The organism is Sphingobium psychrophilum (assembly GCF_012927105.1).
Taxonomy (GTDB): Bacteria; Pseudomonadota; Alphaproteobacteria; order Sphingomonadales; family Sphingomonadaceae; genus Sphingobium; species Sphingobium psychrophilum.
Genome location: NZ_JABBFV010000008.1, coordinates 96,943 through 117,302 on the forward strand (window position 1 = coordinate 96,943; position 20,360 = coordinate 117,302).

Annotated in this window: 24 protein-coding genes and 1 riboswitch; of the genes, 19 read left to right on the top strand and 5 right to left on the bottom strand. The window is 65.1% G+C overall.

The features are described 5' to 3' along the window. Nucleotides 1-38: 38 nt before the first annotated feature. The gene (locus HHL08_RS12905; protein WP_169573567.1) at nucleotides 39-1,211 is read left to right on the top strand and encodes an aminotransferase; all 1,173 of its coding nucleotides are present in this window, start codon (nucleotides 39-41) and stop codon (nucleotides 1,209-1,211) included. On the opposite strand, the gene HHL08_RS12910 is transcribed toward HHL08_RS12905, so the two are convergent. The 3 genes from HHL08_RS12910 to HHL08_RS12920 form a co-directional block, all read right to left on the bottom strand. Beyond that, nucleotides 1,166-1,678 (bottom strand): hypothetical protein, encoded by a 513-nt coding sequence (locus tag HHL08_RS12910; protein WP_169573568.1) that lies wholly within the window; start codon nucleotides 1,676-1,678, stop codon nucleotides 1,166-1,168. The two genes, HHL08_RS12905 and HHL08_RS12910, sit on opposite strands and share 46 nt — an antisense overlap. A 129-nt stretch (nucleotides 1,679-1,807) precedes the next feature. Further along, complete coding sequence (locus tag HHL08_RS12915) at nucleotides 1,808-2,593, bottom strand: SDR family NAD(P)-dependent oxidoreductase (protein ID WP_169573569.1); 786 nt, start codon at nucleotides 2,591-2,593, stop codon at nucleotides 1,808-1,810. 67 nt (nucleotides 2,594-2,660) lie between these two features. Continuing rightward, entirely contained in the window at nucleotides 2,661-3,491 is an 831-nt protein-coding gene (locus tag HHL08_RS12920) for an alpha/beta fold hydrolase (RefSeq protein WP_169573570.1), read from the bottom strand. A gap of 129 nt (nucleotides 3,492-3,620) precedes the next feature. On the opposite strand from HHL08_RS12920, the gene HHL08_RS12925 reads away from it, so the two are divergent. The 14 genes from HHL08_RS12925 (at nucleotide 3,621) to HHL08_RS12990 (ending at nucleotide 13,685) form a co-directional block, all read left to right on the top strand. Further along, a complete protein-coding gene (locus HHL08_RS12925; protein WP_169573571.1) occupies nucleotides 3,621-4,604 on the top strand; it encodes a GlxA family transcriptional regulator in 984 nt (327 codons plus the stop codon). Nucleotides 4,605-4,728: 124 nt separating this feature from the next. Continuing rightward, complete coding sequence (gene rmuC / locus HHL08_RS12930) at nucleotides 4,729-6,207, top strand: DNA recombination protein RmuC (RefSeq protein ID WP_169573572.1); 1,479 nt, start codon at nucleotides 4,729-4,731, stop codon at nucleotides 6,205-6,207. 88 nt (nucleotides 6,208-6,295) lie between these two features. After that, complete coding sequence (locus HHL08_RS12935) at nucleotides 6,296-6,469, top strand: hypothetical protein (RefSeq protein WP_169573573.1); 174 nt, start codon at nucleotides 6,296-6,298, stop codon at nucleotides 6,467-6,469. Nucleotides 6,470-6,527: 58 nt separating this feature from the next. Next, a complete protein-coding gene (locus HHL08_RS12940) occupies nucleotides 6,528-7,157 on the top strand; it encodes a nicotinate-nucleotide adenylyltransferase (protein ID WP_169573574.1) in 630 nt (209 codons plus the stop codon). A 12-nt stretch (nucleotides 7,158-7,169) separates the two neighbouring features. Continuing rightward, the gene (rsfS, locus tag HHL08_RS12945) at nucleotides 7,170-7,559 is read left to right on the top strand and encodes a ribosome silencing factor (RefSeq protein WP_088185147.1); all 390 of its coding nucleotides are present in this window, start codon (nucleotides 7,170-7,172) and stop codon (nucleotides 7,557-7,559) included. A gap of 123 nt (nucleotides 7,560-7,682) precedes the next feature. Next, complete coding sequence (locus HHL08_RS12950) at nucleotides 7,683-8,105, top strand: 23S rRNA (pseudouridine(1915)-N(3))-methyltransferase RlmH (RefSeq protein WP_169573575.1); 423 nt, start codon at nucleotides 7,683-7,685, stop codon at nucleotides 8,103-8,105. Nucleotides 8,106-8,174: 69 nt separating this feature from the next. Next, nucleotides 8,175-9,368 (top strand): murein hydrolase activator EnvC family protein, encoded by a 1,194-nt coding sequence (locus HHL08_RS12955; protein ID WP_206377875.1) that lies wholly within the window; start codon nucleotides 8,175-8,177, stop codon nucleotides 9,366-9,368. A 54-nt stretch (nucleotides 9,369-9,422) separates the two neighbouring features. Then, nucleotides 9,423-9,620, top strand: coding sequence for a type II toxin-antitoxin system VapB family antitoxin (locus HHL08_RS12960; RefSeq protein WP_169573577.1), 198 nt, complete (start codon nucleotides 9,423-9,425; stop codon nucleotides 9,618-9,620). Continuing rightward, on the top strand, nucleotides 9,617-9,994 hold the full coding sequence (locus tag HHL08_RS12965; RefSeq protein ID WP_169573578.1) for a VapC toxin family PIN domain ribonuclease: 378 nt from the start codon (nucleotides 9,617-9,619) through the stop codon (nucleotides 9,992-9,994). Before HHL08_RS12960 ends, HHL08_RS12965 begins: the two co-directional genes overlap by 4 nt. A gap of 104 nt (nucleotides 9,995-10,098) precedes the next feature. After that, entirely contained in the window at nucleotides 10,099-11,451 is a 1,353-nt protein-coding gene (locus HHL08_RS12970; RefSeq protein ID WP_169573579.1) for a S41 family peptidase, read from the top strand. 147 nt (nucleotides 11,452-11,598) lie between these two features. Continuing rightward, a complete protein-coding gene (locus HHL08_RS12975; RefSeq protein WP_169573580.1) occupies nucleotides 11,599-12,078 on the top strand; it encodes a disulfide bond formation protein B in 480 nt (159 codons plus the stop codon). Continuing rightward, nucleotides 12,075-12,629: a demethoxyubiquinone hydroxylase family protein gene (locus HHL08_RS12980; protein WP_169573581.1), complete on the top strand. Its 555-nt coding sequence runs from the start codon at nucleotides 12,075-12,077 to the stop codon at nucleotides 12,627-12,629. Before HHL08_RS12975 ends, HHL08_RS12980 begins: the two co-directional genes overlap by 4 nt. A 13-nt stretch (nucleotides 12,630-12,642) precedes the next feature. Further along, entirely contained in the window at nucleotides 12,643-13,191 is a 549-nt protein-coding gene (locus HHL08_RS12985) for a hypothetical protein (RefSeq protein WP_169573582.1), read from the top strand. Nucleotides 13,192-13,283: 92 nt separating this feature from the next. Next, on the top strand, nucleotides 13,284-13,685 hold the full coding sequence (locus HHL08_RS12990) for a hypothetical protein (protein ID WP_169573583.1): 402 nt from the start codon (nucleotides 13,284-13,286) through the stop codon (nucleotides 13,683-13,685). A gap of 102 nt (nucleotides 13,686-13,787) precedes the next feature. Here the strand turns inward: HHL08_RS12990 and HHL08_RS12995 are convergent, their stop codons facing one another. Next, the gene (locus HHL08_RS12995; RefSeq protein WP_169573584.1) at nucleotides 13,788-15,362 is read right to left on the bottom strand and encodes an amidase; all 1,575 of its coding nucleotides are present in this window, start codon (nucleotides 15,360-15,362) and stop codon (nucleotides 13,788-13,790) included. Next, entirely contained in the window at nucleotides 15,359-15,775 is a 417-nt protein-coding gene (locus tag HHL08_RS13000) for a DUF1801 domain-containing protein (protein WP_169573585.1), read from the bottom strand. Before HHL08_RS13000 ends, HHL08_RS12995 begins: the two co-directional genes overlap by 4 nt. Before the next feature lie 33 nt (nucleotides 15,776-15,808). Then, nucleotides 15,809-15,994, top strand: a riboswitch (yybP-ykoY riboswitch). Nucleotides 15,995-16,011: 17 nt separating this feature from the next. On the opposite strand from HHL08_RS13000, the gene HHL08_RS13005 reads away from it, so the two are divergent. The 4 genes from HHL08_RS13005 (at nucleotide 16,012) to HHL08_RS13020 (ending at nucleotide 20,317) form a co-directional block, all read left to right on the top strand. Beyond that, nucleotides 16,012-16,590: a TMEM165/GDT1 family protein gene (locus HHL08_RS13005; protein WP_169573586.1), complete on the top strand. Its 579-nt coding sequence runs from the start codon at nucleotides 16,012-16,014 to the stop codon at nucleotides 16,588-16,590. Between the two features lie 260 nt (nucleotides 16,591-16,850). Continuing rightward, nucleotides 16,851-17,777, top strand: a complete 927-nt coding sequence (locus HHL08_RS13010) for a complex I NDUFA9 subunit family protein (protein ID WP_169573587.1) — start codon at nucleotides 16,851-16,853, stop codon at nucleotides 17,775-17,777. Between the two features lie 120 nt (nucleotides 17,778-17,897). After that, nucleotides 17,898-18,707, top strand: a complete 810-nt coding sequence (locus tag HHL08_RS13015) for an undecaprenyl-diphosphate phosphatase (protein WP_169573588.1) — start codon at nucleotides 17,898-17,900, stop codon at nucleotides 18,705-18,707. Between the two features lie 164 nt (nucleotides 18,708-18,871). After that, on the top strand, nucleotides 18,872-20,317 hold the full coding sequence (locus HHL08_RS13020) for an NAD(P)-dependent oxidoreductase (protein ID WP_169573589.1): 1,446 nt from the start codon (nucleotides 18,872-18,874) through the stop codon (nucleotides 20,315-20,317). Nucleotides 20,318-20,360: the final 43 nt, after the last annotated feature.

Here is a 20,360-nt window from a genome sequence, read left to right on the forward strand (position 1 = left end):
ACTCGGCGGCGCAAGCCGCCGCAGCGGTGGAGACTGACATGACCGGTCCCTCCCTTGGCCACCCCGTCTATCGGGACATGCCAACCACCATCTTCGAACATATGTCCGCCCGCGCCCGCGACACCGGCGCGATCAACCTGGGACAGGGTTTTCCCGAAGGCCCCGGCCCGCGCGCCGTGTTGCAAGCCGCCGCCGACGCGCTGCTGACCCGGTCCAGCCAATATCCGCCCATGGCGGGCCTGCCCGAACTGCGCGCCGCGATCGCCGACCATTATGCCCGCCACCAGCAACTCGACCTCAACCCGCAGGAAGTGATCGTGACCTCCGGCGCGACCGAAGCGATCGCCGCCAGCCTGCTGGCGCTGGTAAAACCGGGCGACGAAGTGCTGATGCTGGCTCCGCTCTATGACGCCTATCTGCCGCTGGTCGAACGGGTCGGCGGCGTCGCGAAGGTGGTGACGCTGACCCCGCCCGACTGGCGCGTCACGCGCGAAGCGCTGAGCGCAGCGATCACGCCCCGCACCCGCATCCTGCTGATGAACAATCCGGTGAACCCGACCGGCATCGTCCTGCGCGAGGCGGAACTGGCTCTGCTCGCCGACCTGTGCGTGACTCATGATCTGGTGGCGCTGTGCGACGAAGTCTGGGAACAGACCGTCTATGACGGCGTCCCCCACCGCCCATTGATCGCCCTGCCCGGTATGCGCGAGCGGACAGTGAAGATCGGGTCGGCGGGCAAGATCTTCTCCGTCACCGGGTGGAAGGTCGGCTGGATGTGTGCCGCCCCGCCGATCGCCACGCTGCTGGCGCGCGCCCATCAATTCCTGACCTTCACCACTCCGCCCGGCCTGCAATGGGCAGTGGCGGAAGGTCTGGCCTATCCCGACGCCTGGTTCTCCGACCAGCGCGCCGCCTATCAGGCGTCACGCGACCGGCTGGCGGCGGGCCTTGGTGCGGCGGGCTATGTCGTGCAGCCCAGCGGCGCCACCTGGTTCCTGTCGATCGACCTGCCGGCATCAGGCATCGCGCTGGACGATGTGACCTTTTGCGAGCGGATCATCGAGGAGGCCGGGGTGGCGGCGATCCCGATCAGCGCCTTCTACCCCGCAAAGCCAGTGACCCATCTGGTCCGCCTCTGCTTTTCCAAGAGCGACGATACGCTCGATCAGGCGATCGAGCGGCTCGCCGCCTTCCGCGCGACGCTCGGCTGACGCACGATCGCCGCGCCCAGGATCAGCATCGCAATCAGCAGCAACCCCTGCGCCGCCAGGAAGGGCGGCTCCGTCCCTGTCGGCGCAAAGGCGTTGAGCACCGGCACCTTGAGGAAGCTCTGCACCACCAGCACGAACAGGTTGAGCCACAGCGCCGCGGTCGCGCTCACCGCATAAATGACTTGTGCCCGGCCACGCAGTTTCAGGCCATAAAGCGCGACAAAAGCGACGATCAGCACTAAGGTCGAGACGATCCCGACCCCGATCGCCGGCGTAAAGCCGCGAAAGGGAAAGAGGAAGCCGGTCAGGCTGGTCAGCAGCGTCGTGCCGAGGAAAAGGGCCTGGATGCGGGGCAGGAACATTCCCTTCGCCTGCGCCAACAGGGCAGCAAGTCCCGTTACAATGCCGATCAGGCTGATCGCGACATGCAGCGCGATAAAGGCCGGAATGGAAAGACCGAGGATCATGATGTTTCTCCTTGGGAAAATTGCTCCCCTTCCCGTCATCCCCGCGAAGGCGGGGATCCATCTCCCAACAGCGCATCCATGTGCAACGTCAGGGATGGATTCCCGCCTGCGCGGGAATGACGAATAGGGTCAGGCTTTTATCATATACCGCGCCGCCGCATCCTTGAGCGACAGGCCCGGCCGCAACGCCCCCCGCGCGGCGAGATAGGCGTCCAGGTCGCCCCGGTCCGGCAGCGCGGGAATGGTGATCGGCTCGCCCATGTCCAGGCCGGCCAGCGCCGCGTCGACCATCACCTCGACATCCATTACCATGTCCGCCGGGATGCCCGCGATCTGCGCGGCGGTCCAGATCGCCGTCCGGGTGATCCCCGGCAGCACCGCCTGCACCTTCACGCCCTTGCCACCCAGTTCGACCTGCAACGCCTCGGTAAAGGCCAGGACATAGGCCTTGCTCGCGGGATAAACCGCAGTGAAGCCATCGGGCATCAGCGCAGTGACCGACGTGATGTTGATCAGCGTCCCCGCACCCTTGGCCGACAGCCGCGGCGCAATGGCCCGCGACAGCCGCGTCACTGCCAGGATGTTGAGCGCGATCATGCCGGAAAGATAATCCGGGTCGGTTTCGACGAAGCCCTGTTCGCCCGCAATGCCCGCATTGTTGACCAGGCCGGTGATGGCGTCGTCATCGCGCAACCGCGCCTCGATCCGGGCCAGATCGTCGACCTTGGCCAGATCGGCGGCGATCACCTCGACGCGCACGCCGGTCTGCTCGCGCAAACTGGCGGCCAGCGCCTCCAGCTTGTCCGCCCGCCGGGCGACCAGGATCAGGTTGGCGCCGCGCCTGGCGAAGCGATCGGCATAGACCGCGCCAATGCCGTCCGACGCGCCGGTGATGAGAATGGTTTCGTTGGTCATGGGAAGTCTCCTTTGAAAGACTCCCGTTCGTTTCTCGACACGCTCGAAACGAACGGGGTCGATAGTGTCAGCCGTTGATGAAATCGAGCAGGTCGGCGTTAAACCGATCCTGATGCGTGACCGTCAGTCCATGATCGGCCCCTTCATACACGATCAGCATCGCCTGCGTAACGATCTTGACAGTGGAGAGGGCTGCCGCCCCGATCGGCACGATCTGGTCGTCGTCGCCATGCAGGACCAAAGTCGGCACATCGACCCTGGCCAGGTCGGCATGAAAATCGCTCTCGGAAAAGGCGCGGATGCTGTCGAGCTGGCCCTTCAACCCGCCCATAATCCCCTGCCGCACGAAATCGTCACGAACCCCTTCGGAGATCGCCGCGCCTTCGCGGTTGTAGCCGTAGAAGGGGATGGTCAGATCCTTGAAGAACTGGCTGCGATTGTCGAACGTGCCCTTGCGGATGCCGTCGAAGACCTCGATCGGCAGACCGCCCGGATTGGCCTCGGTCTTCAGCATCAGCGGCGGCACCGCGCCGATCAGCGCCAGCTTGGCAACGCGGCTCGTGCCATGGCGGCCGACATAGCGGGTGACTTCGCCGCCGCCGGTCGAATGGCCGACCAGAACGACATCGTGCAAGTCCAGCGCCGCGATCACATCGGCCAGATCGTCGGCATATTGGTCCATGTTGTTATTGTCCCACACCTGATCCGACCGGCCATGGCTGCGGCGGTCATGGGCGATGGTGCGGAAACCCTGATTGGCGAAAAACACCATCTGCGCGTCCCAGGCGTCGGCGCTCAGCGGCCAGCCATGGGAAAAGACGATCGGCTGGCCATCGCGCGGCCCCCAATCCTTATAGAAGATGCGGGTGCCGTCCTTGGTGGTCACGAAATTGCGCATGATGAAAATCCCTTCTGTGTCTGGAGGAGCGTCTCTCTCGCCCTGTGCTTGCAGTTTTAAGGGCAATGACGGAGGATCGGGATTGGCGGTCCCGACATTAAGCGGGCCGATTGCGACAAAGGCTGCCCCATGGACGCAACGCAGACCCCCAGGGCCGAAATCGGCATCCTCCTCTACCGCGACTGCCAGCAGGCGATGGTCCATGGCATGACCGACCTGATCGCCATCGCCGGGCAGTTTTCGCACCAGCATGGCGGCCCGATGCTGCGGGTCAGCCATTGGCGGATGCAGGCCGATGACGGCTTCGTCCGCAGTCACGACACGCATGAAGGCCATCCCGGCACGCCCGACATCTGGCTCGTCCCCGGCCGCCTGTCGGGTGTTCCCGATGCGCAGGAAGCCGCGCCCTATGCCCGCTGGCTGCTGGATCGCCACGCCGCCGGCGCCACCCTCGCCTCCAACTGCGGCGGCGCGTTCCTGCTCGCGGCGACCGGGTTGCTCAGCGGCCGCCCGGCGACGACCCACTGGTGGTTCGCCGATCCGTTCCGCGACCGCTTTCCCGACGTCAAACTGGATTGCGACCGCATCGTCATCGACGATGGCGACATCATCACCGCCGGCGGCCTGATGGCCTGGACGGACCTTGGCTTGCGGCTGGTGGACCGTCTGCTCGGTCCGACGGTGATGCTCGATACCGCCAAATTCCTGCTGATCGACAGCGCCGGGCGCGAACAGAAGCATTTCGCCCGCTTCATGCCGCGCATGACCCATGGCGACGAACCGATATTGAAGGCGCAACACTGGCTCGCCGCCCGCGAGACCAAGGCCGTCAGCGTTCGCGACATGGCGGCGCAGGTCGGCATGGAGGAACGCACCTTCCAGCGCCGGTTCAAGGCGGCGACCGCCATGACCCCGATCGAATATGTCCAGCATTTGCGCATCGCCAAGGCGCGCGAACATCTGGAATTTACCCGCCGCACCGTGGACCAGATCGCCTGGAGCGTCGGCTATGAAGACGCCGCCGCTTTCCGCAAATTATTCCACCGCCTTGTCGGCCTGTCGCCCGGCGACTATCGCGCCCGCTTCGCCGCACCCAGCGCGCAGGCGGCCTGAGTATTTCGATAGTTAGCTAACTATTGAAAATCGATGATGCGTTTCAACTGTCGCACTCGCCGTCTCACACTTGCAGCATCCGCCCTCGCCAGCTAGGTTCCTGTTTCGTTCCCAAAGGATTATCATGGAAAGCCTGGCCGCCCTCTTCATTCTCGTCGCCCTGCTGATCGGCCTGGCCGTCGGCTGGCTTCTCAGCGCCCGGTCCACCGCCCCGCTCGCGGCAGAAAAGGCTGATCTCGCCACCAGACTCGACCTCGCCACCACCCAGCGCAACGGCGCCATCGCCGAACTGGCGGTGGAAAAGGAGCGCGTCGCCCAGGCCGAAACCCGCATCGCCCGCCTCGAATCGGCGCAGGTCGCAGCCGATCAACGGCTGGAATCCATTCAGGCCGCCGCCGCCCAGCGCATCGACGCCATCCAGGCCGAACGCGAAGCCGCGCTGCGCGAACTGGCCGCGCTCCAGTCCGACACCCAGGCCCGCACCCAGGCCTTCGAACAGCAGATCGCCGCGCTGCGGGATGCCAAGGAGCAACTCTCCGCCCAGTTCAGCGAGATTGGCGGCAAGCTGCTCGAATCGGCTCAGACCCAGTTCCTGACCCGCGCCGACCAGCGCTTCGCCCAGGCAAACGAAAAGAGCGAAGCGCAGCTCAAGACCCTGCTCAACCCCGTTGAAACCACGCTCAAACGCTATGAGGAAGGGCTGGCCCGCGTCGAGAAGGACCGGGTCGGCAGCTATGCCGAACTGCGCGAGGCGGTGCAGCAGGTGCATTTGGGCCAAGGCCAGGTGCGGGAGGAAACCGCCAAGCTGGTCAATGCCCTGCGCGCCGCACCCAAGACCCGCGGCCGCTGGGGCGAACAACAGTTCAAGAACCTGATCGAAACCGCCGGCCTCTCCCCCTTCGTCGATTTCAAGGAGGAGGTTTCGGTCACGGTGGAAGACGGCCGGATGCGGCCCGACTTCATCATCAACCTGCCCGGCGACCAGCAGATGGTGGTCGACGTCAAATGCTCGCTCGTCGCTTATCTCAACGCCGTCGATCAGATCGACCCCGGCTTACGCGACGCCCATATGCTCGACCATGCCCGCGCCATGCGCAGCCACGCCGACGCGCTGGGGCGCAAGGCCTATTGGGAGCAATTCGACAAGGCGCCCGACTTCGTCATCATGTATGTGCCCGGCGACAATTTCGTCACCGCCGCGCTGGAAGCGGACATGGACCTGTGGGAACGCGCGGCGAAGAACCGCGTCATCATCTGCGGCCCCGCCACCTTCCTCCCCCTCGCGCGCACACTTGCAGGCCATTGGCGTCAGGCCAAAATGCAGGAACAGGCGCAGCAGGTCGGCCAGCTCGGCAAGGAACTTTATGAGCGCCTCTCCGTCGCCGCCACCCATCTCAAGCGCCTCGGCTCCGGCCTCAACAGCGCCGTCTCCAACTATAACAGCTTCATCGGCAGCTTCGAAAGCCGCGTCCTCTCGACCGGCCGCAAATTCCGCGACCTCGACATCGAAACCGGCGGCAAGGAGATCGAAACGCTCGAATCACTCGACGTGCTGGCACGCGACGCCCAGACCGACGAAGCGCGCGCCCTGCCGGCAGCGTAACGAACAAATAGAGGAACAAGCACGGCTCGCCTGCGTCTCTTTCCCATAAGCGACCAGACTCAACCAGGATCGCGGGTCGGAGATGATCATGTGGAAGACTTTATTGACGCGCCGCCCGCTGCGGCGCCCGGACAAGGCAAAGGTTGATCCGCCGCCGCGCGATGGCCGGACCGCGTTGGACAGTCCCTTTGCCGACCTGATGGCGAAACTGGACAAGATTCCCTATCGGCGGACGCACAAGCCCGCATTTGGCGGCCGCTGACCCGGATCAGCCGATCGGCCCCATTGCGACCCTGCCGTCGCGCTGGCATGGCAGGTCCATGACACGCATCGGCCTGCTTGGCGGCTCCTTCAATCCGGCGCATGGCGGCCATCGCGCCATCTCGCTCTTCGCCAGGGACGCGCTCGAACTTGACGAAATCTGGTGGCTCGTCTCCCCCGGCAACCCTTTGAAGCCTGCTAAGGGCATGGCCCCGCTCGCCGCCCGCCTCGCCCATGCCCGCACAATCGCCCGCCGCGCCCCGATTCGCGCCACCGCGATCGAGCGCCAGCTACGCACGCGCTACACCGTCGATACGCTCCGCGCGCTCACCCGCCGCTACCCCAAAAACCGCTTCATCTGGCTGATGGGCGCGGATAATCTGGCGCAATTTGGGCAGTGGCGCGACTGGCGCGGCATCGCCCGACAAATGCCCATTGCTGTTATAGCCCGTCCGGGCTATAATGATGCCTCTCGTGGCTCTGCGGCCATGAGCTGGCTGCGGCGCTTCGTCCGGTCCGCGCGCCAGAGTGCAGACTGGACGAATTGGAGACCACCGGCGCTCGTGCTATTGCGCTTTCGCCCTGATCCAAGATCGGCAACCCTGCTGCGGCAGGCGGACCCCCTCTGGCATCGCGAATATGAAGCAACGTGTGTGCGCGATCCGCTCACGCGCCGGTATGTCATCTAGATTGGAGTATCATTGTCTAACCTCGCCCCTGCCAACGACACCGCGCTTGGCGCTGAATCCGTGGCCGCCCTGCACGCCCTCGTCATGCAATCGCTCGACGACGACCAGGCGCAGGAAACCATCTCGATCCCCTTGGAAGGCAAGAGCAGCATCGCCGATTATATGGTGATCGCCAGCGGCCGTTCATCGCGTCAGGTCGCGGCGATCGCGCAGCATCTGGCCGAACGGATCAAGAAAGAAACCGGCCGCTCCGCGCGGGTTGAGGGCCTGCCGGTCGCCGACTGGGTGTTGATCGATGCCGGCGACGTGATCGTCCATCTGTTCAAGCCGGAAGTGCGCAGCTTCTATAATTTGGAACGGATGTGGGGCTTCGTCGACGCGCCGGTCGCGGGCAACGCCTGAACTTTTAGGGAGTCTCCGTTCGTCCTGAGTAGCCGCTGAGCGAAATCGAAGCGGCATATCGAAGGATCACGCGGATACTTCGATACGGGGCTTCGCCCCTACTCAGCATGAACGGAGTAGGGTGTGCTCCTCCACATCATCGCGCGCGGCAAGATCGGGCGCTCGCCCGAAGCCGACCTGGTCGACCGCTATCTCAAGCGGCTGACCATGCCGCACAAGATCACCGAAATGCCGGACCGCGGCGGCAAGCTGCCCCAGCAAGCGCCCGGCACCGTCACGGTCATGCTCGATGAGAAGGGCAAGCAGCTCGGCTCCCTCGATTTCGCTCGCCGGATCGAGGGTTGGCGCGACGCAGGCACCCGCGAATGTCGGTTCCTGATCGGTGCGGCGGACGGGTTCGATGACGCGGACCGGGCGAATGCGGACCTGCTGATCGCCTTCGGCGCGATGACTTGGCCGCACATGATGGCCCGGGCGATGCTGGCCGAACAATTGTGGCGCGCCTGTTCCATCCTTGCCAACCACCCCTATCATCGCGAAGGATAACCGCGAGAGCCACGGATCGGGACCAGGGTGAAGCGCAATCTCCTCATCGCAAGCGGACTGGCCGGCCTGATGGCCCTGGCCGCCACGCGCCTGCCTGCCGCCAACGACAGCGCGATCATCCTGTCCGGCACCGCCGGCACGACGCTGGCGCAGGAACAGCAATCGCTCAAAAACGCCCGCCGCCAGTCGGACGAAGCGCGCGATCGCTCCGCCCGGCTGGAACAGCAGGCCAGCCTCGCCCGCGACGAAGCCGAACAGGCCCGCCGCCGCGCCGCCGCGCTCGCCGCCCGCATCCAGCAGGCCGAAGCCGATATTCAGGCCGCGCAGGCCCGCATCGCCATCATCAACCGGATGCAGCGCGCCCAGGCCAGCCGCCTCGCGGCCAAGCAGGAGCCGGTCGTCCGCCTCACCGCCGCGCTCCAGATGATGGCCCGCCGTCCGCTGGCGCTGGCGCTTGTCCAGCCCGGATCGGTGGGCGACGCGGTCCATATGCGCGCTGTGCTGGGCCAGGTGCTGCCAGTGATCGCGCAGCGCACGGCCGGCCTGCGGCTGGAACTGGACAAAAGCCGAGCCCTGCGCGCAACCGCAGGGCAGGCCGCCGACGCGCTGGGCCAGGCGCAGGCCGACCGCAAGGACCGCCAGACCGCCCTGGCCGCGCTGGAAGCGCAAAAGCGCCTCGCCGCCCGCGACTATCGCGCCAATGCCGGCATGGAAGGCGAACGTGCGCTGGCGCTGGGCGAGCGGGCGCGCGACATCGTCGATCTGATGGACCGGCTGGAAGATGCCGGCGACCTGCGCGATTCGCTGGCCGCGCTGTCCGGCCCGCTGCTCCGCCCCGCACGCCCCGACCAGGCCGGTGCCGCCGCACCCGAACGCACCGCCTCGGCCGGCGGCCCGCCCCCCTATCGCCTGCCGGTGATCGGCCAGTTGGTCACCGGCATGGGGGAGGTCAATGACGGCGGCGTGCGATCACGCGGCCTGACCCTGGTCACGCAACCCGGCGCACAAGCGATCGCGCCCACCGCCGGTCGTATCGCTTTCGCTGGCCCCTATCGCGACTATGGCCAGATCCTCATCATCGACCATGGCCAGGGCTGGACCACGCTCATCACCGGCCTGCACCGCGTCACGGCGCAGGTCGGCGATACGGTGCGTCAAGGTGATCCCGTCGGCATCACCGGCGCGGAACGCCCCAATGTCACGGTAGAACTGCGCCGCAACGGCCGCCCGGTTGATATCGTACCGTTGGTGGGGCTGGGTTGAGGCATTGATAGCAGCATCATTTGATGCTATTTATCATGCTTCAGGAGTATGCTTATGCGCACAACACTGGCCCTTGATGACGAATTGGTCGCCGAAGCTCAGGAACTGACCGGGCTGACTGAAAAATCCGCCCTGGTTAGGGAAGCGCTCAAAGCCTTGGTGCAGCGGGAGGCCGCCCGCCGCTTGGCATTGCTGGGCGGCTCCGAACCTGATTTCGAGCTGCCACCTCGAAGGCGTTCGATCCCTGCATGATATTGGCTGATAGTTCGATCTGGATGGATCATCTGCGTATGTCGAACCCCCTGTTGACGGCGGACTTGAACGCGGGGCGGATATTGGCGCATCCTTTTGTCATCGGCGAAATTGCTCTCGGCAGTCTGACAAACAGGAAGGGCGTTCTAGGGATGCTGCGGAAACTGCCCGAAGCCGTGCTGGCGAAAAATCGAGAGGTCGATGCCTTGATCGAACAGGTCCCGCTTTTCAATATCGGCATTGGTTATGTTGATACGCACCTTCTGTCATCTGTGCTACTGACCGCAGGTTCGTCCCTCTGGACGCACAATCGCAGATTGCACGACGCCGCCCTGCGGCTTGGCATCGCTTTCCAGTCCGATCGCCCCCATTAACCCGACGCTCATCGATGCTGCGGGACATTCCATCGAAGCGCGCTTTTGCGTCGGGACGCGAATCGGATTATAGTGCGACGCAGATGCCGGAATCAAGGACAGCCATGAAATCGACCTTCCTCCAGGGCGCCGTCGCGCTTGGGGCGCTTGCGCTCATTCCCGCCACCACCGCGGCGCTCGCCGATGGGGAGGCGTCGAGCTACAAGGCGCTCGATGAATTCATGGACGTGTTCCAGAAAGTCCGCAGCGATTATGTCGAAAAAGTCGATGATGAAAAGCTGATCAAGGGCGCGATCGACGGCATGCTCGCCAGCCTCGATCCCCATTCGAACTTCCTCGACGCGCGCGACTTCCAGAATCTGCGCACCCAGACGGAGGGCAGCTATGGCGGGCTCGGCCTCTCGGTCACGCAGGAGGATGGCGCGGTCAAGGTGATCGCACCGACGCAGGATACCCCGGCCTGGCGCGCCGGGATCAAGGCGGGCGACTATATCACCCATATCGACGGCCAGCTCATCTATGGCGGCACGCTGGACGAAGCGGTCGACAAGATGCGCGGCGCGCCGGGCACCGCGCTCAAGCTGACGATCGTGCGCGCGGGCCGCGACAAGCCGATCGACCTGACCCTGACGCGCGAGATCATTCAGCTCAAGCCCGTAAAATGGGAAGTGAAGAACAATATCGGCGTCATCAACATCGTCAGCTTCTCGGCCAATACCGGGGCGGACGTGCGGTCGGCGATCCGCAGTATCGACAAATCGCTGGGCCACAAGCCTACCGGCTATGTCCTCGACCTGCGCTCCAACCCCGGCGGCCTGCTGGACGAAGCGGTGACGGTCAGCGACGCCTTTCTGGAACGCGGCGAGATCGTGTCGCAACGCGGCCGGGCGAAGGGCGATGTCGAACGCTATTATGCCAAGCCGGGCGACGATGCGAAGGGCCTGCCGGTGATCGTGCTGGTCGATGCTGGTTCCGCCTCGGCCTCCGAAATCGTCGCCGGCGCATTGCAGGACCAGCATCGCGCGCTGGTGATGGGCGAACGCAGCTTTGGCAAGGGCTCAGTCCAGACCATGTTGCCGCTGTCGAACACGACCGCGCTCAAGCTGACGACGGCGCGCTATTACACGCCGTCGGGCCGCAGCGTGCAGGAAGGCGGCATCCAGCCCGACATCCGCGTGCCGCAACTGTCCGATCCCGATTATAAGAATCGCCCAAAATTCCGCGAAAGCGACCTGCGCCGTCATCTGATCAACGAGATCAAGACCGACGACAAGGCGCTGGAGGAGGACACGAAGGACGATCCGCGTTTCGCCCTGTCTGCCGAGGAACTGAAGAAGAAGGGCGTCGAGGACTTCCAGCTCGACTATGCGCTCAAGACGATCGCGCGCCTGGCCAGCACGCCCGGCGCGACCATCGCCCAGGCGCAGGTCGCGGCGCGCAAGCCGGGGGCGAAGTAACCGCTTCTAAACAGGGTGTTCCCGCGCAGGCGGGAACCCAGTCCCACCGTCTGATCTGGGTTCCCGCCTGCGCGGGAACACCCTGCGATACGTCCAGGCAATCAAGTTCAGCATGACGAAAGCAAGCCAAGGCTTTAAGCGGGCGTTATGAAGAGCATCCCGCTTGCCCGCGCTATCGCCCTGCTGACCCCGGTCCTGTTGTTGGGCGGGGCCTATGCGTCCCAATATATCGGCGGCCTGCACCCGTGCGAGATGTGCTGGTGGCAGCGTTACCCGCATATGGCCGCCATCCCGCTAGTGCTGCTCGCCTATGCGCTGCGCGGCCGCGCCTGCGTCAGCGCGCTGTTTGCGGGCCTGGCGGGCCTTGCCATCGGCATCAGCGGCCTGATCGGCCTGTTCCACGCCGGGGTCGAATATGGCTGGTGGGAAGGGCTGACCACCTGTTCCACCACCCCGGGCGGCGGCGGTGCCGACCTGCTCAACCAGATCTGGGCGACCCCGCTTATCCGCTGCGACGTTGCGCCCTGGGATCTGTTCGGCATTTCGCTCGCCGGCTATAACGGCCTCTTGTCCGGGGCCGCCGCGCTCGCCATCTTGGCTCTGTTGCTCAAAGCGAGGAAAGCATGACCGCGCCCCAGGATTTCCCCAGACCGGGCAAAAGCCTGTCCGATGCCGATCGCACCGCCATGGTGCGCGTCGACCAGGCTGGCGAATTTGGTGCGGTGCGCATCTATGCCGGCCAACTTGCGGTCATGGGCGATCGCCATCCCTATGCTCGCCTGATCGCCGGCATGGCCGCGCAGGAGGAACGGCATCGCGCCACCTTCGACGCGATGATCGCGCGGCGTGGCGTCCGCCCGACGGCGCTGGCGCCGATCTGGAGCGCGGCCGGTTTCGCCTTGGGCGCAGTCACCGCTGCGATGGGGCCGAAGGCGGCGATGGCCTGCACCGCGGCGATCGAAACCGAGATCGACCGTCATTATGCCGAACAACTGGCGCAATTGGGCGACAGCGATCCGGAACTCTCTACCGCCATCGCGGATTTCCAGGCGGAGGAGGTTGAGCATCGCGACGCCGCACTGGCGCATGGTGCCGAACAAGCCCCCGCCTACCCCCTGTTGTCGGGCGCCATCCGTTTGGGATGCCGAGCCGCCATCGCGCTTTCCAAGCGCTTCTGATAAGGACGGATATATGAGCAAGACCCCAATGATCGCAGCCTTCGCGCTGATGCTGGGCGCGGCCGTCCCCGCGCTGGCCCAACCGGCGACCGCACCGACCGCCGCCACCGATCCGACTTCGGAGAAGGTCAATATCGTTATCGTCTATGGCGAAGACGCCTGCCCGCAAAGCGCCGGCGACGACATCGTGGTCTGCGCGCGCAAGGGGGAAGAGGAACGCTATCGCATCCCCGAACCGCTGCGCGGCGATCCCAATATGCCCAGCAAGCAGGCGTGGGGCGAACGGGTCCGGTCGATGGAATATGTCGGTCGGCAAGGCACCGAAAGCTGCTCGCCCGTCGGCGGCGGCGGCGCGACCGGTTGTTTTGCGCAGCTGTCCCGCCTGGCCAAGGCGGAGCGGCAGGCGCTCGACAATGCCAGCTGGAAGGATCTGGTCGCGGCCGAACGCGCCAAGCGCCTGTCCACCATCGATGCCGACAGCGACGTGATCGAAGCGCGGGTGAAGGCGGAGGAAAAGGCGGCGCAGCAGCCCCAGCCGGCTCCCGCAGCGCCGCAACGCTGACGGATTCGGGGCGTTCATGACGTCCTGATCGATGAACCCGCCGGGCATTGGGCACGCCCGGCACCTAACAGGGGTGGTAAAGGATTTATCTTATGCGACCCCGCGTCGTGCTTCCCTTGATCGGCCTGATGCTGGTCCCCCTGCTTTCCTCTCCGGCGCTCGCGCAGGCGGAGCCACCGCCCGAACGGATCATCAACCTGCTGGTCTATGGCGATGATCCCTGTCCGCAAAGCCAGGGTGACGATATCGTCGTGTGCGCGCGAAAGCCGGAGGCCGAACGCTATCGCATCCCCAAGAAGCTGCGTGAAAAGCCCGCCGTGTCCGGCGGTCCGGGTTGGGGCAGCCAGGTGGCGACGATGGAGCAGACCCAGCGGCAGACGCTGCCCAACAGCTGCAACGCGATCGGCAGCAACGGCTTCACCGGTTGCACCGCGCAGATGCTGCAACAATGGTTCGCCGAACGGCGGATGCAGGAAAGCGCCGGCGAACCTTGACTATAAGGGCAGCGTTTTCCCGCGCAGGCGGGAATCTAGTTGCGGCCGCAGGACTAGGTTCGCGCCTGCGCGAGAAAACGCGGCTTGCCGGCCCGATTTATATCAGGGCCGCTGCCCCTCCAGTTCCGCCCCGCCATCCACGCTCGCCCGGAAATCCGGCTTGATCCTGATCCCCGCCGCCTGTTCATAGGCTTGGCCCACATCGAGCAGCCTTTGCTCGGCATAGGCCGCGCCGATGAAGCTCAACCCCACCGGCAGGCCGCGCACCAGCCCCATGGGCACGGTCAAATGCGGATAGCCCGCGATCGCTGCCGGGCTAGTGGAGCCGCTCGGCCCCTCATATTGATCGCCCCACACCGTATCGGACGGCCAGGCAGGCCCGTAGCTGATGGTCACCAGCAGGTCGACGCGATTGTCGGCCAGCATCGCGTCGATCCCCTCCGCCCCCGCCAGCCGCAGCGATTTCGCGCGCGCCGCCTTGTACGCGGGATCGTCCAGTCCTGCCTTCGCCTGCGACAGGGCGAATATCTCCTGCCCGAACAACGGCATTTCGGCCGCCTTGTGCGCGTCGTCGAAAGCTATGAGGTCGGCGAGCGTCCGGCTCTCCACCTGATCGGGCCGGGTGGAGGCCAGATAGGCGTTCACATCTGCCTTGAACTCATATTGCAGCACGTCGTAGCTGGCGGCGGACATGCCATCCATCGCCCGCTTCTTGACCTCTACCAGCGTCGCACCCAGCCCCTTGAGCAGCGCCAGCGCCGCTTCATAACGCGCCAGTAACTCCGGCTGCGCCCCGCCGCGCAGAACGCCGATCCGCATCTTGGCGATCGCGGTGGGATCGATCGCGGCGGCATAATCCTTCGCACGGGCCATGGCGTCGGCGGTCGCGGGATCGGCCGGATCGCTCGCGATCAGCGCCGACAGCAGGATGGCGACGTCGCGCACGCTGCGCGCCATCGGGCCGGCCGTATCCTGGCTATGGCTGATCGGCACGATATGGGTACGCGGGACCAGGCCGACCGTCGGCTTCAACCCCACCAGCCCCATCATGGAGGCTGGGCAGATGATCGACCCGTTGGTTTCGCTACCGATCGCGGCGGGTGCGAATCCGGCGGCCACCGCGGCGCCCGATCCGCTCGACGAACCGCAGGTGGTGCGATCGAGCGCATAGGGATTGCGGGTGAGGCCGCCAATCGCGCTCCAGCCGCTTATCGACCGTTCGGACCGGAAATTGGCCCATTCGGACAGGTTCGTCTTGCCCAATATAATCGCGCCCTTGGCCTTGAGCGCAGCGGCGACCGGCGAATCGCGGCCGGGATCGTTGCGGGCGAGCGCCAGTGACCCGGCGGTTGTCGGCATGCCCGCCGCCTCGACATTGTCCTTCAGCAGGATCGGCACGCCATGGAGCGGCCCGCGCAGCTTGCCCGCCCGGCGCTCGGCATCCAGCGCCCGCGCCTCCTGAACCGCATGGGGATTGAGGCTGATGATGCTGTTGAGCCGCGGCCCTTTGCGATCCATCGCGGCAATGCGCTTGAGATAAGCGCGCACCGCCTTCTGACTGGTCATGCGACCGCTCGCCAGATCGGCGGAAAGCGACGTAATGGTCGCCTGTTCGATCTGCGCCTGCGCGGGCGCTGCGGTCAGCGACAGGGCCAGGATCGGCAGCAGCGTCTTCATCGCGGATAGACCTCGTCCATATGGGCAAGGCTCTTGACGATCAGCGCCTCCAATACCGCCATGTCGACGCCGGACAGGCGTTTCACATAGAGGCAGCCTTTGCCACGTCGATGCTTGCCCAGGCTCGCAAAGTCATCCTCCTCCAGTCCGGCCAGATAGAAAACCAGCTCCGCCTTGCGCGGCGCAAAGCCGATCCGGCAGCTCTCGCCCTCCCGTCCGCTGTCATAGCGATAGTGATAGCGGCCAAAGCCGATGATGGTCGGTCCCCACATGCGGGCGGGTTCGCCCGAAAGCGCCGCCATCAGCGCGGCGATGCTGCGACCGTCCTCGCGCCGCTCCTCCGGTTCCACCGCCGCCAGAAACGCCTCTACGTCCGCCGCCGTTTCGACCGTCCTGTTCGCGTCCTTCGCCATGGCTTGCCTTCCCCCAGTCCCTCCCCTAAAGGTTAGCGCGTCATCTGGGGAGTAGCCAGCCGTTCCGCTTCAGGAACGGGCCATATGTCAACATATTTGGCCGAGAGGCCATGGCATATGGGACGCGGATATCCGCGTAAGGCGAGACCAATGGCATCGGCGCTTTTCTGTCCGGCCGGGCGGGAGGCGACGATGGCATTGCGTCTGCTCACTCCGCCCGGCCCCGGAAATTGTCGATGGAAGCCCTCCTTACCTCCGCGGCCCTCGTCGCGCTCGCCGAAATGGGCGACAAGACGCAGTTGCTCGCCATGCTGCTCGCCACCCGCTTCAGGAAGCCGGTCCCGATCATCCTGGGCATCTTCGCCGCCACGGTCGCCAATCATTTCCTGGCCGCGCTGGTCGGTCATTCGATCGCGGGCGTGCTGACCCAGACCTGGTTCCGCTATGCCGTCGCCGCCTCCTTCATCGCCATGGCCGCCTGGACCCTGATCCCCGACACGTTCGACGAGGATGCGCCGCTGAAGGCCCCGACCAAGGCGGGCGTGTTCGTGACCACGCTGGTCGCCTTCTTTCTGGTGGAGATGGGCGACAAGACGCAGGTGGCGACCGTGGCGCTGGGCGCGCGGTTCGACAGCCTGATCGCCGTCACCATGGGCACGACGCTGGGCATGATGGTCGCCAACGTCCCCGCCGTGCTGTTCGGCGAAGCACTGGCCAAGAAAGTCCCGATGCGCGCGCTACAGGTTGGCGCGGCCTTGCTGTTCCTGGGCCTTGGCCTGTGGATGCTGGCCGATCTTCAGGGCTGGTTCGGCTAAGAGTCCGTCATGAAATGCGCGGAAGAGCGCCTTTCGGTTGCTGCACCGGCCCTCAAACGAGGCACGTGACTCGTTTGAACCCCACCCGACCACCCATTCAGGATACACTCTGTGGGAGGTCGGGTGGGGGTGAGGGCCGGTGCGGATGCGCCAAAGGCGCATTTCGAGACAGGCTCTAAAGGCGGTTGTCAGCGCGCGGCGGCTGTTGCAAGGGGTTTGGCAGAGTCATTCTCCTGAAATTCTGCAATGGGACGCGCGTGATGAAGGACAGTCTGGTTACGGTGTTCGGCGGCGGCGGCTTTCTGGGCCGACAGGTCGCCCAGGCGCTGATGGCGCGTGGCGCGCGGGTGCGGATCGCGCAGCGCGACCTGGCCACCGCGATGAAGGTCAAAACGCTGGGCAATCTTGGCCAGACACAGTTCGTGGCGGCCGACATCCGCAAGCCCGACAGCGTCGCGCGCGCCATCCATGGCGCCGACGTCGTCATCAACCTGGTCGGCATATTGGCGGGCGATTTCGACGCCTTCCACCATGTCGGCGCGGCCAATGTGGCGAAAGCCGCCACGGCGGCAGGCGTGAAGGCGCTGGTCCATATCTCCGCGATCGGCGCGGACGCGGAAAGCCCGTCGGCCTATGGCCGGTCGAAGGCGGCGGGCGAAGCGGCGGTCAAGGCCGCCTTCCCCACCGCCACCATCATCCGTCCGTCGATCGTCTTCGGGCCGGAAGACCAGTTCCTCAACCGTTTCGCCGACCTCATCAGCCTGTTCCCGGTCGTCCCGGTGATCGCGCCTGCGACCAAATTCCAGCCGGTCTATGTCGGCGATGTGGCCGACGCGATCACCCATGCCGCCGCGCAGCCGGGCCTTTACGGTGGCAAGACCTATGAAGTCGCCGGGCCGCAGGTGATGAGCATGAAAGAGATCAACGCCTGGATCGCCAAGGCGATCGGCCGCGACAAGCCCTTGATCGACGTCCCACATGGCATGGCGTCGCTGCTGGCGATGCTGCCGGGCGGACCGATCAGCCGCGACCAGCTTGCCATGCTGGGTCGCGACAATGTCGCAGCGCCCGGCTCGGAAGGGCTGGAAGCGCTGGGCGTCGCGCCGACGCCACTGGGCGCGGTCGCCGACAAGTGGATGGTGCGCTATCGCAAGCATGGCCGTTTCGCCGGCCGGGCGCGCGTCTGACGCAAGCTCGTGCTCCCGCGCAGGCGGGAGTCCAGTCCCACCGTTCGAACCGGGCTGAAACGAGGTGCGTGCTCTCGCTTCATCGCCTTCGCGAGAGCACGCTGCGCCAAAGGTTAGCCCATGGACCTGCATTACCTCACCGTCATCCTGCTGGGCATCGTGGAGGGACTGACCGAGTTCCTGCCGGTATCCTCGACCGGCCACCTCATCCTGGCGAGCGAATTGCTGGGCTACGATTCTGCCACCTGGGCGATGTTCAACGTGGTGATTCAGCTGGGGGCGATCCTGGCGGTGGTGGTACTTTACTGGCGCACCTTCTGGGCGGTGGGCATGGGGCTGCTGCGGCGCGAGCCGGTAAGTTGGCGGTTCCTGCGCAACCTCCTGCTCGCCTTCATGCCCGCCGCCATCGTCGGCCTGGCGCTGCACGACTATGTCGAGATGCTACTGGGCGCGCCAAAGGTCGTCGCCTGGGCGCTGATCGTGGGCGGCGTGGCGATCTTGGCTGTCGAACGCATGGTGAAGGAACAGCGGTTCCACGGCATCGCCGACATTCCCGCGATCCGCGCGCTGGGCGTGGGCCTGATCCAGTGCATTTCGATGATTCCCGGCGTCAGCCGGTCGGGCGCGACGATCATGGGCGCGCTGACCCTGGGCGTCGAACGGCGCACCGCGGCGGAGTTCAGCTTCTTCCTCGCCATCCCGACCATGTTGGGCGCCACCACATTGGAGCTACTCAAAAAGGGCGATCAGATCACCAGCGCGGCGGTGGGCTGGGACAGTATCGCGCTGGGCTTCATCGTCGCCTTCTTCGTCGCGCTACTGGTCATCAAATGGTTTGTCGGGCTTGTGTCCAAACATGGCTTCACCCCCTTTGCCTGGTATCGAATCGTTGCGGGCTGCGCCGCACTCATTTGGCTCGGTATGAGGTAGGTCCGAAACGGTACTTATATCAGTCCAGTTTTTGCGATTTGTTCGCAACTAGACGATAAAATGGCGTTTATTTGGTAAGTTATACTGACCTAAATGCCAGAATCCACGTGACTGCGTGGGTTTTTCTGCTATGCGCGCTACTGAAACAGATTCAGGGGCGATCCATGGCTGACAATCCGATGCTGAAATTTGTGGGTAAGGCGCAATCCTATCCGGAAAAGCGCGCGGCGGATGACCGCGCCGACGATTTCCTCGAAATCAGCCGCAGCTTCATCCTGGACAAGGCGGAGGAACAGGCGTCGCGTTGCTCGCAATGCGGTGTGCCCTATTGTTCGACCCATTGCCCGCTGCACAATCATATTCCCGACTGGCTGCGTCTGACGGCCGAGGGCCGCTTGCGCGAAGCCTATGAGCTGTCGAACCTGACCAGCACCATGCCCGAAATCTGCGGCCGCATCTGCCCGCAGGATCGCCTGTGCGAGGGCAATTGCGTCATCGAATTTTCCGGCCATGGCGCCGTCACCATCGGCTCGGTTGAAAAATACATCACCGATACCGCGTGGAAGGAGGGCTGGGTCGAAGCGCTGGTTCCCGGCGCGCCCAACGGCCAGTCGGTCGGCGTCATCGGCGCGGGTCCGGCGGGGCTTACGACGGCGGAATATCTGCGCGTCGCGGGCTATGAGGTCCATGTCTACGACCGGCACGACCGCGCCGGCGGCCTGCTGACCTATGGCATCCCCGGCTTCAAGCTGGAGAAAGACATTGTCATGCGCCGGGTCCAGCGCCTCAAGGATGGCGGCATCGTCTTCCACGAGAATTTCGAGATCGGCCGCGATGCGACGCTGGAAGGCCTGCGCGCCAAGCATGACGCGATCCTGATCGCGACCGGCGTCTACAAGCCGCGCGACATCAAGGCGCCGGGCGTCGGCGCCGCGGGCGTGGTCAAGGCGCTTGATTACCTCACCGCCTCCAACAAGGCGGGCTTCGGCGACGCGGTGCCGGAACATGACGACGGGTCGCTGCTGGCGACGGGCAAGAATGTCGTCGTCATCGGCGGCGGCGACACCGCGATGGACTGCGTCCGCACCGCCATCCGCCAGGGTGCCAAGTCGGTGAAGTGCCTCTATCGTCGCGACCGGGAAAATATGCCCGGATCGCAGCGCGAAGTCGCCAATGCCGAGGAAGAGGGCGTCGAATTCGTCTGGCTGACCGCCCCGATCGCGTTTGAAGGCACGGAGCACGTCACCGGCGTCAAGGTCACCAAGATGCGCCTGGGCCAGCCCGACGCCTCCGGCCGCCGCGCACCCGAAGCCGATCCGGGCAGCGAACATACGCTGGAGGCGGACCTCGTCATCAAGGCGCTGGGCTATGACCCCGAAGACCTGCCCAAATTGTTCGGCAGCGAAGACCTGTCCGTCACCCGTTGGGGCACGCTGCGCGTCGATCACAAGACGATGATGACCAGCGTGGACGGCGTGTTTGCGGCCGGCGACATCGTGCGCGGCGCAAGCCTGGTCGTCTGGGCGATCCGCGACGGCCGCGACGTGACCGACCATATGCACCGCTATCTGAAGGCCAAGGCGAAGGCGCGACAGTCCGTCGCAGCCTGATCGCCCCGCCTTTTTGAATATCGTCATCGGAAGGATATCCCGA

Bases quoted from the DNA above. Each gene is read 5' to 3' on its own strand.
- HHL08_RS12905 (WP_169573567.1), top strand. From the start codon at position 39: ATGACCGGTCCCTCCCTTGGCCACCCCGTCTATCGGGACATGCCAACC.
- HHL08_RS12910 (WP_169573568.1), bottom strand. From the start codon at position 1,678: ATGATCCTCGGTCTTTCCATTCCGGCCTTTATCGCGCTGCATGTCGCG.
- HHL08_RS12915 (WP_169573569.1), bottom strand. From the start codon at position 2,593: ATGACCAACGAAACCATTCTCATCACCGGCGCGTCGGACGGCATTGGC.
- HHL08_RS12920 (WP_169573570.1), bottom strand. From the start codon at position 3,491: ATGCGCAATTTCGTGACCACCAAGGACGGCACCCGCATCTTCTATAAG.
- HHL08_RS12925 (WP_169573571.1), top strand. From the start codon at position 3,621: ATGGACGCAACGCAGACCCCCAGGGCCGAAATCGGCATCCTCCTCTAC.
- rmuC (WP_169573572.1), top strand. From the start codon at position 4,729: ATGGAAAGCCTGGCCGCCCTCTTCATTCTCGTCGCCCTGCTGATCGGC.
- HHL08_RS12935 (WP_169573573.1), top strand. From the start codon at position 6,296: ATGTGGAAGACTTTATTGACGCGCCGCCCGCTGCGGCGCCCGGACAAG.
- HHL08_RS12940 (WP_169573574.1), top strand. From the start codon at position 6,528: ATGACACGCATCGGCCTGCTTGGCGGCTCCTTCAATCCGGCGCATGGC.
- HHL08_RS12955 (WP_206377875.1), top strand. From the start codon at position 8,175: ATGGCCCTGGCCGCCACGCGCCTGCCTGCCGCCAACGACAGCGCGATC.
- HHL08_RS12960 (WP_169573577.1), top strand. From the start codon at position 9,423: ATGCGCACAACACTGGCCCTTGATGACGAATTGGTCGCCGAAGCTCAG.
- HHL08_RS12965 (WP_169573578.1), top strand. From the start codon at position 9,617: ATGATATTGGCTGATAGTTCGATCTGGATGGATCATCTGCGTATGTCG.
- HHL08_RS12970 (WP_169573579.1), top strand. From the start codon at position 10,099: ATGAAATCGACCTTCCTCCAGGGCGCCGTCGCGCTTGGGGCGCTTGCG.
- HHL08_RS12975 (WP_169573580.1), top strand. From the start codon at position 11,599: ATGAAGAGCATCCCGCTTGCCCGCGCTATCGCCCTGCTGACCCCGGTC.
- HHL08_RS12980 (WP_169573581.1), top strand. From the start codon at position 12,075: ATGACCGCGCCCCAGGATTTCCCCAGACCGGGCAAAAGCCTGTCCGAT.
- HHL08_RS12985 (WP_169573582.1), top strand. From the start codon at position 12,643: ATGAGCAAGACCCCAATGATCGCAGCCTTCGCGCTGATGCTGGGCGCG.
- HHL08_RS12990 (WP_169573583.1), top strand. From the start codon at position 13,284: ATGCGACCCCGCGTCGTGCTTCCCTTGATCGGCCTGATGCTGGTCCCC.
- HHL08_RS12995 (WP_169573584.1), bottom strand. From the start codon at position 15,362: ATGAAGACGCTGCTGCCGATCCTGGCCCTGTCGCTGACCGCAGCGCCC.
- HHL08_RS13000 (WP_169573585.1), bottom strand. From the start codon at position 15,775: ATGGCGAAGGACGCGAACAGGACGGTCGAAACGGCGGCGGACGTAGAG.
- HHL08_RS13005 (WP_169573586.1), top strand. From the start codon at position 16,012: ATGGAAGCCCTCCTTACCTCCGCGGCCCTCGTCGCGCTCGCCGAAATG.
- HHL08_RS13010 (WP_169573587.1), top strand. From the start codon at position 16,851: ATGAAGGACAGTCTGGTTACGGTGTTCGGCGGCGGCGGCTTTCTGGGC.
- HHL08_RS13015 (WP_169573588.1), top strand. From the start codon at position 17,898: ATGGACCTGCATTACCTCACCGTCATCCTGCTGGGCATCGTGGAGGGA.
- HHL08_RS13020 (WP_169573589.1), top strand. From the start codon at position 18,872: ATGGCTGACAATCCGATGCTGAAATTTGTGGGTAAGGCGCAATCCTAT.